The sequence below is a fragment of the Geodermatophilus sp. SYSU D00525 genome, assembly GCF_054050475.1.
On record NZ_JBJGZK010000006.1, the window covers coordinates 15,836 to 30,588 of the forward strand.

General features: G+C 77.3%; 12 protein-coding genes. 11 read left to right on the top strand and 1 reads right to left on the bottom strand.

All coding sequences use genetic code 11. The features are described from left to right. Positions 1-5: 5 nt before the first annotated feature. Positions 6-989, bottom strand: coding sequence for an AAA family ATPase (locus ACI796_RS07040; RefSeq protein WP_456940519.1), 984 nt, complete (start codon positions 987-989; stop codon positions 6-8). 317 nt (positions 990-1,306) lie between these two features. Here ACI796_RS07040 and mraZ point away from each other — a divergent pair, with 317 nt between their 5' ends. From mraZ to ACI796_RS07095, 11 genes are all read left to right on the top strand, one after another. Next, complete coding sequence (mraZ, locus tag ACI796_RS07045) at positions 1,307-1,741, top strand: division/cell wall cluster transcriptional repressor MraZ (RefSeq protein ID WP_456940520.1); 435 nt, start codon at positions 1,307-1,309, stop codon at positions 1,739-1,741. A gap of 378 nt (positions 1,742-2,119) precedes the next feature. After that, complete coding sequence (gene rsmH, locus ACI796_RS07050; RefSeq protein WP_456940521.1) at positions 2,120-3,082, top strand: 16S rRNA (cytosine(1402)-N(4))-methyltransferase RsmH; 963 nt, start codon at positions 2,120-2,122, stop codon at positions 3,080-3,082. Next, positions 3,079-3,639 (top strand): hypothetical protein, encoded by a 561-nt coding sequence (locus ACI796_RS07055; RefSeq protein ID WP_456940522.1) that lies wholly within the window; start codon positions 3,079-3,081, stop codon positions 3,637-3,639. The genes rsmH and ACI796_RS07055 overlap by 4 nt, the downstream gene beginning before the upstream one ends. A 2-nt stretch (positions 3,640-3,641) precedes the next feature. Then, positions 3,642-5,579 (top strand): peptidoglycan D,D-transpeptidase FtsI family protein, encoded by a 1,938-nt coding sequence (locus ACI796_RS07060; protein ID WP_456940523.1) that lies wholly within the window; start codon positions 3,642-3,644, stop codon positions 5,577-5,579. A gap of 65 nt (positions 5,580-5,644) precedes the next feature. Next, positions 5,645-7,189 carry a UDP-N-acetylmuramoyl-L-alanyl-D-glutamate--2,6-diaminopimelate ligase gene (locus tag ACI796_RS07065; RefSeq protein WP_456940524.1) on the top strand — a complete coding sequence of 515 codons (1,545 nt, stop codon included), beginning with the start codon at positions 5,645-5,647 and terminating at the stop codon, positions 7,187-7,189. Then, entirely contained in the window at positions 7,186-8,595 is a 1,410-nt protein-coding gene (locus tag ACI796_RS07070) for a UDP-N-acetylmuramoyl-tripeptide--D-alanyl-D-alanine ligase (protein ID WP_456940525.1), read from the top strand. The genes ACI796_RS07065 and ACI796_RS07070 overlap by 4 nt, the downstream gene beginning before the upstream one ends. Further along, a complete protein-coding gene (gene mraY / locus ACI796_RS07075) occupies positions 8,592-9,671 on the top strand; it encodes a phospho-N-acetylmuramoyl-pentapeptide-transferase (RefSeq protein ID WP_456940526.1) in 1,080 nt (359 codons plus the stop codon). Before ACI796_RS07070 ends, mraY begins: the two co-directional genes overlap by 4 nt. A gap of 200 nt (positions 9,672-9,871) precedes the next feature. Next, a complete protein-coding gene (ftsW, locus tag ACI796_RS07080) occupies positions 9,872-11,263 on the top strand; it encodes a putative lipid II flippase FtsW (protein ID WP_456940527.1) in 1,392 nt (463 codons plus the stop codon). Next, positions 11,260-12,360 carry an undecaprenyldiphospho-muramoylpentapeptide beta-N-acetylglucosaminyltransferase gene (murG, locus tag ACI796_RS07085; protein ID WP_456940528.1) on the top strand — a complete coding sequence of 367 codons (1,101 nt, stop codon included), beginning with the start codon at positions 11,260-11,262 and terminating at the stop codon, positions 12,358-12,360. Before ftsW ends, murG begins: the two co-directional genes overlap by 4 nt. Then, positions 12,350-13,795: a UDP-N-acetylmuramate--L-alanine ligase gene (gene murC, locus ACI796_RS07090; protein ID WP_456940529.1), complete on the top strand. Its 1,446-nt coding sequence runs from the start codon at positions 12,350-12,352 to the stop codon at positions 13,793-13,795. Before murG ends, murC begins: the two co-directional genes overlap by 11 nt. Next, positions 13,792-14,583 (top strand): cell division protein FtsQ/DivIB, encoded by a 792-nt coding sequence (locus ACI796_RS07095; RefSeq protein WP_456940530.1) that lies wholly within the window; start codon positions 13,792-13,794, stop codon positions 14,581-14,583. The genes murC and ACI796_RS07095 overlap by 4 nt, the downstream gene beginning before the upstream one ends. Positions 14,584-14,753: the final 170 nt, after the last annotated feature.

Here is a 14,753-nt window from a genome sequence, read left to right on the forward strand (position 1 = left end):
GGCGGTCAGCGTCCGCGGAGGACGGGCACGGTGGACAGCAGGGCGGTGACGACCTGCTCGGCGGTGCGGCGGGCGGCCGCGGCGTCGGCGGTGAGCAGCAGCCGGTGGGCGAGCACCGGGACGGCCATCGCCTGCACGTCGTCGGGGAGCACGTGGTCGCGGCCGGCCAGCGCCGCCCACGCCCGCGCGGTGCGCAGCAGCTGCAGCCCGGCCCGCGGCGAGGCGCCCAGCCGCAGCTCGGGGGAGCGGCGGGTGGCCTCGACCAGCGCGACGACGTAGCGGCGGATCGCGTCGGAGACGTGCAGCGACTGCACCGCCGTCACCAGCGCGCGGACCGTGCCGGCGTCGGCCACCGGCGTCAGGGAGGCCAGGGGGTCGGCGGTGCCGCGGTCGTCGAGCATGGCGACCTCGGCCTCGCGGTCGGGGTAGCCCATCGACACCCGCGCGGTGAACCGGTCGCGCTGGGCCTCGGGGAGGGGGTAGGTGCCCTCCATCTCCACCGGGTTCTGGGTGGCCATCACCAGGAACGGGCGGGCCAGCTCGTAGCTGACGCCGTCGACGGTGACCTGGCGCTCCTCCATGCACTCCAGCAGCGCCGACTGGGTCTTCGGCGAGGCCCGGTTGATCTCGTCGGCGACGACGACGTTGGCGAAGACCGCACCGGGCTTGAACTCGAAGGCCCGGGTCTCCTGGTCGTAGACGGCCACGCCGGTGACGTCGCTCGGCAGCAGGTCGGGCGTGAACTGGATGCGGCGCACGCTGGCGTCGATCGAGCCGGCCAGCGCCTTGGCCAGCGTCGTCTTGCCGGTGCCGGGCACGTCCTCCACCAGCAGGTGGCCCTCGGCGAGCAGCACCACGAGGGCCAGGCGGACGACGTCGGGCTTGCCCTGGACGACGCGGGACACGTTGGCCGCGATGCGCGCGCCCTCCGCCGCGACGTCGACCGGCAGCCCCGCCGTCCCGTCCGCCGCACGCATGGTGTCGGTCACCCGGCCCACGGTACGTGCCCGGGACGGTCCGCAACGTGTTCGCGCACCGCCCCCACCGGACCCCTCCCGTCCCCCCACCCGGGACGCCGCCGGAACCGCTCCGGGTGGGCCGTCCCCCCACCGCACCCCACCCGGCCGCCCCCCGCCGTCCCCGCGCCCCTGACCTGCACGCCAGCCGGTGGGGGAGGCGGGTCACGACATGGTGTCGAGTGGTGTCTGGTGGGGCGTAGTGGGTTAGTGTGTGGCGCGGTGGGGAGCCAGGGCCCGTCCCGGGTCCGCAGAGGACACGAGGAGGACCACATGGGGGAGGTGATCCGGTGTTCGTCGGCAGCTTCGCCCTGCGTCTCGACGAGAAGGGCCGGCTCGCGCTCCCCGTCCGGTTCCGCGACCAGGTGGCCGACGGCATGGTGATCAAGAAGGGCCAGGAGCGCTGCGTCTACGGCCTGACCATCGCGCGGGTCGCCGAACAGAGCCGCGCCGCCGCCAGCATGGCCCCCGCCGACACCGCCGAGGCCCGGATGCGCGCCCGCATGAGCTTCGGGTCGATGGTCGAGGTCGAGCCGGACAAGGCCGGCCGCATCACCATCCCGGCGAACCTCCGCCAGTACGCCGGCCTCGACCGCGACGTGGTCGTCGTCGGCGTCGACACCCGTTTCGAGATCTGGGACCAGGCCACGTGGGACGCCTACGTGGAGGAGCAGGAGGCGGCGTTCGCCGCCATGGAGAGCGAGGGGATGCCCACGCTGTCCTGACCCCCGTCCCGCCGGTCGCCCCGACCCCCGCACGCCCGTCCGCGAGCCGACTTCCCCGCGGCTCGACCGGGTGCGGCCCGAACCGTCTTCCCCGCGGCTCGGACCCCGTGCGCAGGCGGCGCTCCCCGCCGCCGGTCGGACCGGCAACCGGCGACCCCCGCTCCCCGCGACCGCCTCCTGACGCTCTTCCCCGGCGCCAGGCGGCACCGCGGGGGCGGGGGTCTCCCCTTCCCGGCCCCCTCCCCGGTCCCTCGCGGTTCCCGGACGCCGTTCCACCGCGGCACGCCCGGTCGGCTCCCCCAGCCGGAGCGCCGTCCGCGTCACCATGAGACGCCCGCCCAGCCGCCCCCGCTGGGCCCGACCCGCGAGGAGGACGACGTGAGCGCACCGGCCGTGCACGTCCCGGTCCTCCTCGACCGCGTCACCGGCCTGCTCGGCCCGGCCTGCGCCGCCGACGGCGCCGTGCTGGTCGACGCCACCCTGGGCCTGGCCGGGCACTCGCTGGCCCTGCTCGACGCCCACCCCGGGCTGCGCCTGGTCGGGCTGGACCGCGACCCGCACGCCCGCGCCGAGGCGGCCGCCCGCATCGCCGCCGCCGGCCACACCGACCGGGTCACCCTGGTGCCCGCCGTGTTCGACGAGCTGCCCGACGTGCTCGGGCGCCTCGGCATCGACGAGGTGCAGGCGGTGCTGTTCGACCTCGGCGTCTCCTCGCTGCAGCTCGACCGCGCCGACCGCGGGTTCAGCTACGCCGCCGACGGGCCGCTGGACATGCGGATGGACCCCGGCGCGCCGCGCACCGCCGCCGACGTCGTCAACACCTACCCCGCCGCCGAGCTCGCCCGGGTGCTGCGGGTGTACGGGGAGGAGCGCTTCGCCTCCCGCATCGCCGCCGCGATCGTGCGCGAGCGGGCGCGCGAGCCGTTCACGCGCACCGAGCGGCTGGCCCACCTGGTGCGCGACTCCATCCCCGCCGCCACCCGCCGCACCGGCGGCAACCCGGCGAAGCGGACCTTCCAGGCGCTGCGGATCGAGGTCAACGACGAGCTCGGCGCGCTGCAGCGGGCGCTGCCGGCGGCGCTGGACGCGCTCGCCGTGGGCGGGCGGGTCGCCGTCATCACCTTCCACTCGCTCGAGGACCGCATCGTGAAGCAGACCCTCGCCGCCGGTGCCACCGACCGCACGCCGCCGGAGCTGCCGGTCCCGCTGCCCGAGTACGGCCCGGTGCTGCGGCTGCTCACCCGCGGCGGCGAGGGCCCCACCGACGACGAGGTCGCCGCCAACCCGCGCGCGGCGTCCGCCCGCGTCCGCGCGGCCGAGCGCATCCGGCGGCCGGCGTGAGTGCGGCCGCGCGCGCGTCGCGCGCCCAGCCCTCGGCACCGGGGGAGCGGGTCGCCCGCGCCCTGCCCAGCCGCCCGCTGCGCGCCCTGCCCTCCCGGCCGGCCCGCACCCGCGCCACCGGCCCGGCGCCCCGGGTGGGGACCTCCCGGACGGCGTCCCGCACCGCGCCCCCCGAGCTGCGCCTGCTGCCCGGCGGCGCGTCCCGCACCCGCTCCGCGGCGGCCCGGCGCCGGGCGCCGTTCGTCCTGCTGGTCGTCGCGCTGCTGGTGCTCACCACCATCGGCCTGCTGGTGCTCAACACCTCCATCGCGGTCAACTCGCTGCGGGCCACCGAGCTGCGCAACGCCAACGCCGAGAAGGCCGAGGAGGTGCAGGAGCTGGAGCAGCAGGTCGTCTCCGGCAGCACGCCGGCGCAGCTGGCCGCGGCCGCCGTCGCCGCGGGCCTGGTGCCGGCCGGCGCGGCCGGGCACCTGGTGGTCGGCGCCGACGGCAGCGCCACCCTGCGCGGCACCCCGCAGCCGGCGCCGGACCCCGCCGCCGCCGGGGACGAGGGCTGAGCGTGGCCCCGCCCGCCCGCGGCCCCGAGCCCGCCCGCCGCACCCCGCCCCGCACCGCCGCCCGCGGCGGGGTGCCCCGTCCCGTCCCGCGCGCCGGCGGCCCTGGCGGCCCGCGCGAGCCGCTGCCCCGCTCCGGCGCGTTCGTGCCGCGGCGCGCCCCGGGCAGCCGCCGGGTCGGCCGGCCGCTGCGCATGGGCGCCAAGCGGCTGCGGTGGGGGCTGGTGCTCGTCGTCGTCCCGCTGCTGTTCGTCACCGGCAAACTGGTGCTGCTGCAGGGCGTCGACGGCGCCGCCTACGCCAACGCCGCCGAGCAGGACCGGCTCGCCGAGTACCCGATCTCCGCCCTGCGCGGCGCGATCGTCGACCGCAACGGCCAGCCGTTCGCCTACACCGTCGACGCCTCCCGCGTCGTCGCCGACCCCACCGTGGTGGAGGACCCCGAGCGGACCGCGCTGGCGCTCACCGCCCTGCTCGACGTGCCGGTGCCCGAGCTCACCGAGCTGCTCACCCGCGACGGCCGCTACGTCGTCCTCGCCCGCCAGGTCTCGCCGGAGACCGTCGACGCCATCGACGCCCTGGGGCTGGCCGGGATCGTCTTCGAGGACGACCCGGTGCGGCTGTACCCGACCGGGGCCGTGGGCGGCCAGGTCGTCGGCTTCGTCGGCCGCGACGGCGACGGCCTGGCCGGCATCGAGCTGCAGTTCCAGGACGAGCTCGGCGGCACCGACGGCATGCGGCGGGTCGAGGTCGGCAGCGGCGGCCACCCGATCCCCTCGGGCATCGACGAGTCCACGCCGGCCACCGACGGCAGCACCGTCGAGCTGACCGTCGACCAGGACGTCCAGTTCACGACCGAGCAGCGGCTGGCGGAGGCCTGCTCCGACGGCGCGACCACCCGCGCCTCGGCCGTGGTGCTCGACGTGCACACCGGCCAGGTGGTCGCGATGGGCTCCTGCCCCGGCTACGACCCCGCCCAGGCGAGCAGCACCGACCCGGAGCTGCTGGGCAACCCCGCGGTGACCAGCATCTTCGAGCCGGGCTCGGTGATGAAGGCGGTGACCATGGCCGCCGCGATCGAGGAGGGCAAGGCCACCCCGGACCGCGTGCTGAACGTCAACGGCCACATCCAGGCCGGCGACGCCGTCGTCACCGACGCCCACGACCACGCCCCGGTCGACTGGACGGTGACCGGCATCCTCGCCAAGTCCAGCAACGTCGGGACGATCATGCTGGCCCGCGAGGTCGGCGACGCCACGCTCGAGCGCTACCTGCGCGCCTTCGGCGTGGGGGAGGAGACCGGCGTCGAGCTGCCCGGCGAGAGCGGCGGCCTGCTCGCGGACTCCGACGAGTGGGAGGCCAGCCGGGCGGCCAACATCGCCATCGGCCAGGGCGTGTCGGTGACGACGCTGCAGATGGCCTCGGTCTTCCAGACCATCGCCAACGGCGGCGTCCGCGTCGCCCCGCGGGTGGTGGCCTCGGTGACCGCGCCGGACGGGACGACGTCGACGCCGGACGCGCCCGAGCCCACCCGGGTGGTCAGCGAGGCCACCGCCGACGACCTCGCCTACATGCTCGAGGCCGTCGTCGGCCCGGGAGGCACCGCGCCGCTGGGCGAGGTCGAGGGCTACCGGGTGGCCGGCAAGACCGGGACGGCGCAGCGGGCCAACCCCGAGTGCGGCTGCTACGCGGGCGGCGGCTACGTGACGACGTTCGTCGGGTTCGCCCCCGCCGACGACCCGCAGTACGTCGTCGCCGTCGACCTCGAGCGGCCCAGCAGCTCCGCCGAGGGCGGTCAGGTCGCCGCGCCCGTGTTCGCCGACGTCATGCGCTACGTGCTCACCGAGCGCGGCGTGGTGCCGTCGGGGACGCCGCGCCCGGACTTCGCGCTCACCGGCGAGGACCTCGCCGAGGCCGCGACCGGCGGCCCCGCGGGCGACTAGTCGCGCAGCGCCGAGCCCCTGCGGGTGCGCGGGGCGGGCGGGTGCCGACGGTAGATTGGCCAGACGTGAGCCCGACCGGAACCGGGTCGGTGCCCCGGCCAGCGGGGACCCGCCCGCTCGCTCTCAGCGCGCTGCGCGACCTCGTCGGCGACCCCGTGCAGGGCGACCCCGCCACGCCGGTGCGCGGCGTGACCCTGGCCACGACCGAGGTGCGGCCCGGCGACCTCTACGCCGCGCTGCCCGGCGCCCGCACGCACGGCGCCCGCTTCGCCGCCGACGCCGCCGACCGCGGCGCGGTCGCCGTCCTCACCGACCCCACCGGCCGCGAGCAGGCGGTCGCCACGGGCCTGCCGGTGTGCGTCGTCGACGCGCCGCGCGCGCTGCTCGGCGACGTCGCCGCGCGCGTCTACGGCGAGCCGGCCCGCCGGCTGCCGGTCGTGGGCATCACCGGCACCAACGGCAAGACGACGACGGCGTACCTGGTCGAGGCGGGCCTGGCCGCCGCCGGGCGCGGCACCGGGCTGATCGGCACCGTGCAGACCCGCACCCGCGCCCGCGGCGCCGAGACCGCCTTCCCCAGCGTCCGCACCACGCCCGAGGCACCCGTGCTGCACGCGCTGCTCGCCACCATGGCCGAGTCCGGCGTCGACACCGTGGTCATGGAGGTCTCCAGCCACGCGCTGGTGCAGGGCCGGGTCGGCGGCGTCCCGTTCGCCGCCGCCGGGTTCACCAACCTCAGCCAGGACCACCTCGACTTCCACCGCGACCTCGAGGACTACTTCCAGGCGAAGGCGCTGCTGTTCGACGGCCGCGCCGCCCGTGAGGTCGTCGTCGTCGACGACGGGCACGGCCGCCGGCTGGCCGGGATGCTCGGCGGGCGCGCGGTCACCGTCTCGGCCGAGGGCGCCCCGGCCGACTGGACCGCCACCGGCGTCGCGCCGGCCCCCGACGGCGGCTCGGCGTTCACCCTCACCGGCCCCGGCGGCACCTGGCCCGCCCGCGTGCGGCTGCCCGGCCGGTTCAACGTCACCAACGCCGCGCTCGCCGTCGCGCTGCTCGACGCCGTCGGCGTGCCGGTGGCGGCCGCGCTCGAGGGGATCGCCACCGCCGTCGTCCCCGGGCGGATGGAGCCGGTCGACGCCGGCCAGCCGTTCACCGCGGTCGTCGACTACGCCCACACCCCCGACGCCGTCGCCTCGGCCCTCGCCGCGCTGCGCGGCGCCACGACCGGCAGGCTGGTGACCGTGCTCGGCTGTGGCGGCGACCGCGACCCCGGCAAGCGGCCCGCCATGGGCGCCGCCGCGGCGCTCGGCAGCGACCACCTGGTCGTCACCGACGACAACCCGCGCTCGGAGGACCCGGCCGCCATCCGCGCCGCCGTCCTGTCCGGCGTGCCGGCGGAGCGGCGCGGCAGCGTGGAGGAGATCGGCGACCGCCGGGCGGCCATCGCCCGTGCGGTGGAGCTGGCCCGGCCGGGGGACACCGTCCTGGTCGCCGGCAAGGGACACGAGACGGGTCAGGAGGTCGCCGGCACCGTGACGCCGTTCGACGACCGCGCCGTGCTGCGCGAGGTCCTCACCGCGGCGGCCGCCGGGGCGGCCCGCCGGTGATCGCCCTGACCCTCGCCGAGGTCGCGGAGGCCGTCGGCGCCACGCTCACGCCCGCCGCCGACCCGGCCGCCACCGTCACCGGCGTCACCCTCGACTCCCGCACCGTCGCCCCCGGCGACCTGTTCGTCGCGGTCACCGGCGAACGGGTCGACGGGCATGAGTTCCTCGACGCCGCGGCCGCCGCCGGCGCCGCCGCCGCGCTGACCACCCGCCCCGGCGGGCCGCTGCCGGCGCTGGTCGTCGACGACACCGTGGACGCCCTGGGCCGGCTGGCCGCCGCGGTGCACGCCCGGCTGGCGGCGGGCGGGCTGCTCACGCTCGGCATCACCGGCTCCTCGGGCAAGACCTCCACCAAGGACCTGCTCGGCCAGGTGCTCGCCGCCGCCGGACCGACGGTCAGCCCGCCCGGCTCGTTCAACAACGACATCGGCCTGCCGCTGACCGTGCTGTCCGCCGACGAGGGCACCCGCCACCTGGTGCTGGAGATGGGCGCGCGCGGCGTCGGGCACATCGCCCGGCTGTGCGCGGTCGCCCGGCCCGACGTCGGCGTGGTGCTCAACGTCGGCTCGGCCCACCTCGGCGAGTTCGGCTCGGCCGACGCCATCGCCCGGGCCAAGGGCGAGCTGGTGGAGGCGCTGGCGGAGACCGGCACCGCCGTCCTGAACGCCGACGACGCGCGGGTCGCCGGCATGGCGCCGCGCACCCGCGCCCGGGTGATCACCACCGGCCGGTCCGCCGGCGCCGACGTCCGCGCCGCCGAGGTCACCCTCGACGACGCCGCCCGCGCCCGCTTCACCCTCGTCGCCGGGGGCGAGGAGCACCCGGTCGCGCTGCAGGTGGTGGGCGAGCACCAGGTGGCCAACGCGCTGTCGGCCGCGGCCGCCGCGCTCGCCGCCGGCATGACCCCCGCCGCCGTCGCGCGGGCGCTGTCGGCCGCGGAGCCGCGCAGCCGCTGGCGCATGGAGGTCACCCGCCGCGGCGACGGCGTGACCGTCGTCAACGACGCCTACAACGCCAACCCCGAGTCGATGCGCGCCGCGCTGGCCGCGCTCGCCGGGCTGCCCGCGACCCGGCGGGTCGCCGTCCTCGGCGGGATGGCCGAGCTCGGCCCCGACGCCGAGGCCGAGCACGAGCGCCTGGGCCGCGACGCGGTCGCCGCAGGGGTCGACCTGCTCGTCGCCGTCGGACCCGATGCGGTAGGGATGGTGTCGGGTGCCACGGCCGCCGGTGCCTACCACGGGGAGGGCCACGGGACGCAGGTCGCGTCCGTGCCCGACCGAGCGGCCGCTCTCGACCTGCTCTCGGAGGTGCTGGTGCCCGGTGACGTCGTGCTGGTGAAGGCCAGCCGGGCCCACGGGCTGGAGGTCCTGGCCGACGGCCTGCTGACCGCCGGGGCAGGCGCGTGAAGTCCGTCCTCATCGCCGCGGCCTTCGGGCTGTTCATCTCGATCCTGTGCACCCCGCTGGCGGTGCGGGCCTTCCGCCGGCGCGGGTTCGGGCAGGAGATCCGCGACGACGGCCCCGAGAGCCACCTGTCGAAGAAGGGCACGCCCACCATGGGCGGCACCGTCATCGTCGGGGCCACGGTGGGCGGCTACCTGATCTCCCACCTGTTCCTCGTCGGGCAGCCCAACCGGGGGGTGACCGCCAGCGGCCTGCTGGTGCTGTTCCTCATGGTGGGCCTGGGCACCGTCGGGTTCCTCGACGACTACCTCAAGATCCGCTTCCGGCGCAGCCTCGGGCTGAACAAGACCTCGAAGCTGGTCGGCCAGCTGGTGGTGGGCGTCGCGTTCGCGGTGCTCGCGATCAACTTCCCGGACGAGGCCGGGGTCACCCCGGCGTCGGAGTTCGTCTCCTTCGTCCGCGACATCGACCCGCTGTTCCTCGGCTCGGTCGGCTTCGTGATCCTCGCCTACCTGTTCATCGCCGGGTTCTCCAACGCGGTGAACCTGACCGACGGGCTGGACGGGCTGGCGGCCGGCTGCTCGGCGATGGTCTGCGGCGCCTACACGGTCATCTCGTTCTGGCAGTTCACCCACGACTGCTCCGGCGCGCTGGCCGCCGGCTGCTACGAGGTGCGCGACCCGCTCGACGTCACGCTGGTCGCCGCCGCCGGGCTCGGCGCGTGCCTGGGCTTCCTGTGGTGGAACACCAGCCCGGCGCGGATCTTCATGGGCGACACCGGGTCGCTGGCCCTCGGCGGCCTGCTCGCGGGGCTGGCCGTGGTCACCCGCACCGAGCTGCTGCTCATCGTCCTCGGCGGCCTGTTCGTCGCGGTGACGCTGTCGGTGGTCATCCAGGTGGCCTTCTTCCGCGCCACCCGGCGGCGGGTGTTCCGCATGGCCCCCCTGCACCACCACTTCGAGCTCGCCGGGTGGGCGGAGAACACCGTGATCGTGCGGTTCTGGCTGGTCACCGGGATGGCCGTGGCCTTCGGGCTGGGCCTGTTCTACGCCGACTGGCTCTCCATCACCGGGCTGTGAGCGCAGGGCCGCGGAGGGGTCCGGTCCGCGGCGACCGGACGCGACACGCCCCGTCGGTGCTCCTGCTGCGCGGGCGCAGCGGCGACGATGGCGGGATGGACGGCCGGAGCGAGTCCACGCGCCCCCGCCGCACGGCCCGCCGGGCACCCGCGGCCGCGGCTCGCCCTCGGCTGCGCGGGCCGGCCTGGCTCGACGGGCCGATGACCAGCTGCCACCTGGTGATCGGCGCGGCCGGGCTGCTGCTGGCCATCGGGCTGGTCATGGTCTTCTCCGCCTCGGCGATCGAGGCGGCGCTGGCCGACCAGCCGGCCTGGCGCCCGGGCGTGGACCAGCTGCTGTTCGCCGCACTCGGCCTGGTCGCCCTCGGCGTCGCGGTGCGGCTGCCCGCCGGGCTGGTGCGGCGCTGGTCGCCGATCGCGCTGCTGGTCGTCGTCGTCCTGCTGGTGGCGGTGCTGGTCCCGGGCATCGGCGTGGAGTACAACGGCTCGCGGGCCTGGATCAGCCTCGGGTTCACCGACTTCCAGCCCTCCGAGCTGTCCAAGCTCGTCGTCTCCCTGTGGGGGGCGCACGTGCTCGCCGTCCACGGGCGGCACCTGACGGTCAAGACGCTGCTGCTCCCGCTGCTGCCGGTGTTCGTCCTGCTGTCCCTGCTCCTCATGCTCGAGCCGGACTTCGGGGCCGTGATCAGCCTGCTGCTCGTGGTCTCGGGCCTGCTCTACGCCGGCGGCCTGCCCTGGCGGCTGTGGGCGGTCGGCGGCGCGACCGTGGTCACCGGCGTGGTGCTCATGGTCATGGCCGAGCCGTACCGGATGGAGCGGATCACCGCCTTCCTCCACCCCTTCGACGACCCCACCGACACCGGCTTCCAGGCCATCCGCGGCTTCTACGCGCTGGCCAACGGCGGCCTGTGGGGCGTGGGCCTGGGCAATAGCGCCATGAAGTGGAACCTGCTGCCCGAGGCCGAGTCGGACTACATCTTCGCGATCATCGGCGAGGAGCTCGGCTTCCTCGGCTGCCTGGTCGTGATCACCCTCTACGCGGTGCTGGCCTACGCCGGCTTCCGCATCGCCCGCCGCGCCACCGACCGCTTCGTGTCGCTGGCCAGCGTGGCGATCACCGTCTGGCTGGTCGGCCAGGCGGCCCTGAACATGGGCTACGTGGTGGGCCTGCTCCCGGTCACCGGGGTCACCCTGCCGCTGGTCTCCGCCGGTGGCACCTCGCTGGTGCTCACCCTCTTCATCGTGGGACTCCTCATCCGCTTCGCCCGATCCGAGCCCGACGCCATCGAGCACCTGCGCCGCACCCCGCGCGGCCGCCTGGCCCGCTGGCTCCTGCCCGTCCCCGCCCACGCCGTCGACCCGGTCCGGCCGCCCCGGTCCCGCCCCGGGCGCGCGCCCCGCCCCGTGCCCCGCCGTCCGGTGGAGGCCCACCCGGTGCGCCGGCCCACCGACGGGCGGCCCGCCGAGGGCCGCCCGGCCGAGCGCCGGGTGCCGCCCCCGGCGGCCCGCCGTCCCGACCGGGACCGCGCGCCGGCCCGGCCCGCCGACCGCGGCCCCGTGCGTCCGGCCGACCGCCCGGGGCGGTCCCGGTGAGCGCGCTGTCGGTCGTCCTCGCCGGCGGCGGCACCGGCGGCCACATCGAGCCGATGCTGGCGCTCGCCGACGCCCTGCGGCGGCGGGACCCCGGCCTGCGGATCACCTGCCTGGGGACCGCCCGCGGCATGGAGACCCGGCTGGTGCCCGCGCGCGGCTACGACCTGCGGCTGATCCCGCCGGTCCCGCTCCCGCGCAAGCCCACGCTGGACCTGCTGCGCGTGCCCGGCCGGGTGCGCCGCTCGGTCCGGGACACCCGCGCGCTGCTCGACGAGCTCGCCGCCGACGTCGTCGTCGGGTTCGGCGGGTACGTCGCACTGCCGGCCTACCTGGCCGCGCGGCGGGCCGGCGTCCCGGTGGTCGTGCACGAGCAGAACGCGCTGCCCGGGCTGGCCAACCGGATCGGCGCGCGGATCGCCGCCCGTGTGGCGGTGACCGTGCCCGGCACGCCGCTGCACCGCGGCGAGCACGTCGGCATGCCGCTGCGGACGGCGATCAGCGGCCTGGACCGCGCCGCCCGCCGCGCCGAGGCGCGCGCCGCCTTCGGCCTGGACGCCGACCGGCCCACGCTGCTGGTGTTCGGCGGCTCGCAGGGCGCGGCCTCGCTCAACCGGGCGGCGGTCGCCGCGGCCGACGCGCTCACCGCCGCCGGGGTGCAGGTGCTGCACGCCCGCGGCCCCAAGAACACCGACGTCGCGGTGCCGCCGCGGCCGGCGGGTGCCGCGCCGTACGTCGTCGTGGACTACCTCGAGCGGATGGACCTGGCCTACGCCGCCGCCGACCTGGCGCTGTGCCGCTCGGGCGCGGTGACCGTGGCCGAGCTGTCCGCGGTCGGGCTGCCCGCGGCGTTCGTGCCGCTGCCCATCGGCAACGGCGAGCAGCGGCGCAACGCGCTGCCGGTGGTCGAGGCCGGCGGCGGGCTCCTGGTCGACGACGCCGACCTCTCGCCCGCCTGGATCGAGGCGACCCTGCTGCCCCTGCTCACCGACCCCGCCGCGCTGTCCGGGTACGCCGCGCACGCCGCCGCGGCCGGGGTGCCCGACGCCGACGAGCGGCTGGCCGACATCGTCCTGGAGGTGGCGACCGGTGACCGCTGACGCGACCGCCGCGTGGACCGCGCCGGTGCCCTCCCCGGGGGAGCTCGGCGCGGTGCACTTCATCGGCATCGGCGGCGCCGGCATGAGCGGCATCGCCCGCATCCTGCTGGCCCGCGGGGTGCCGGTCTCCGGCAGCGACCGGCGCGACACCCCCACCCTGATGGCGCTGCGGGCCCTCGGCGCCCGGGTGGAGGTCGGGCACGACGCGGCCCACCTCGGTGCCGCCGACAGCGTCGTCGTCTCCTCGGCGATCCGGGAGGACAACCCGGAGCTGGCCGCGGCGCGGGCGCGGGGGCTGCCCGTGCTGCCGCGCGCGGTGGCGCTCGCCGCGGTGATGGCGGGGCGGCGCAGCGTCGCCGTCGCCGGCACCCACGGCAAGACCTCGACCACCTCGATGCTCACCGTCGCGGTGCAGGCCTGCGGCGTCGACGCGTCGTTCGCCATCGGCGGCACGCTCAACGAGTCGGGCAGCAACGCGCACGCGGGGGAGGGCGACGTCTTCGTCGCCGAGGCCGACGAGAGCGACCGCTCGTTCCTGCTGCTGGCCCCGCACGGCGCGATCGTCACCAACGTCGAGGCCGACCACCTGGACAACTACGGCGACCTCGCCGCCGTCGAGGCGGCCTTCGACCGGTTCCTCGGCACCGTGGACCCCGCCGGGTTCGTCGTCCTCTGCGCCGACGACCCCGGCTCCGCCCGGCTGCGCGGCGTCCCGACGCCGGCCCGGGTGCGCACCTACGGCACCGCCGAGGACGCCGACCTGCGGATCGTCGACCTCGACGTCGGTCCCGACGCCACGAGCTGGACCGCCGTCCTCGACGGCGCGGTGCTCGGCCGGGTCCGGATCCGGGTGCCCGGCGCGCACATGGCCCGCAACAGCGCCGCCGCGCTGCTGGCCGGCCTCGAGCTCGGCCTGCCCGCCGACGGGCTGGTCACCGGGCTCGAGCGCTTCGGCGGGGTGCACCGCCGGTTCGAGCTCAAGGGCGTGGCCGCGGGCGTCCGGGTCTACGACGACTACGCCCACCACCCGACCGAGGTGACCGCCCAGCTGCACGCCGCCCGCGCGGTGGCGGGGGAGGGGCGGGTCGTCGTCGCGTTCCAGCCGCACCTGTACAGCCGCACCCGCGAGTTCGCAGGCGCCTTCGGCGAGGCCCTGGGCCTGGCCGACGAGGTGGTGGTGATGGACGTCTACGGCGCCCGGGAGGACCCGGTGCCCGGCGTCACCGGGGCGCTCGTCGCCGACGCCGTGCCGCTGCCGCCGGACCGGGTCGCCTTCGAGCCGTCCTGGTCGGCGGCCGCCCCGGCGCTGGCCGGCCGCGCCCGCCCCGGAGACGTGGTCATCACCATGGGCGCCGGCAACGTCTCGATGCTCGGCCCCGAGGTGCTCACCGCCCTCGGCGGCGGGGCCGCCGGCGCGGAGGGTGCGGCGCGGTGAGCCGCACCGGCCTGACGACCGCCGACCGGGAACGCGGTGTCCCGGCCGAGGTCGCCCGGCCGGCCCGCCGCCGGCGCCGGCGGCGGGACAGCCCGGCCGACCGGCGCCGGCGCCGCATCGTGGGAGCCGCGGTCGCCGTCGTGCTCGTCGCCGCGGCGGGGTGGGCGGTGTGGGCGAGCCCGCTGCTGGCCGTCCGGGCCGTCCGCGTCGACGGCGCCACGACGCTCACCGCCGAGCAGGTGCGCACCGCCGCCGCCGTCGCGGAGGGCACGCCGCTGCTGCGGGTCGACACCGACGCCGCCGCCGCGCGGGTGGCCCGCCTGCCGCAGGTGGCCGACGTCACGGTCACCCGCGGCTGGCCGCGCAGCGTCGTCGTCACCGTGGTCGAGCGGCGGCCGGTCGCCGTCGTCGAGCAGGCCGGCACGCGCTCGCTGGTCGACCGCGACGGCGTGTTGTTCGACACCGTCACCGGCGAGGTCCCCGACGGCGTCGTCCCGCTCGACGTGTCCGCGCCCGGACCGGACGACGCGGCCACCCGCGCCGCGCTCGGCGCGCTCGTGTCGCTGCCGGCCGACGTCCGCGGGCGGGTCACCGGCGCGCGGGCGACCACCGGCGAGGACGTGACCCTCACCCTCGGCGACGGCACCACCGTCGTCTGGGGCGGTGCCGACGGCGCGGGCGACAAGGCCGCGGCGCTGGTCGCGCTGCTGGACCAGGTCGCGTCCGGCGCGCTGGAGCCGGCGACGACGATCGACGTCAGCTCACCGCGCGCCGTCGTCCTGCGCTGACCTCCTCGCGCAGCGTGTCCGTCCGGGTGCGGACCGCCGCCGGCGCGGCGCGCCGCCGACACGCCCACCCCGGCGACACGCCCGACACGCTGCACGGATCCGATTCGTCCCCGCCTTCCCGTGATCTCGGGTCTCGACCCGGGGATGAGGGCTGAGGCAGGCGGGTCGTC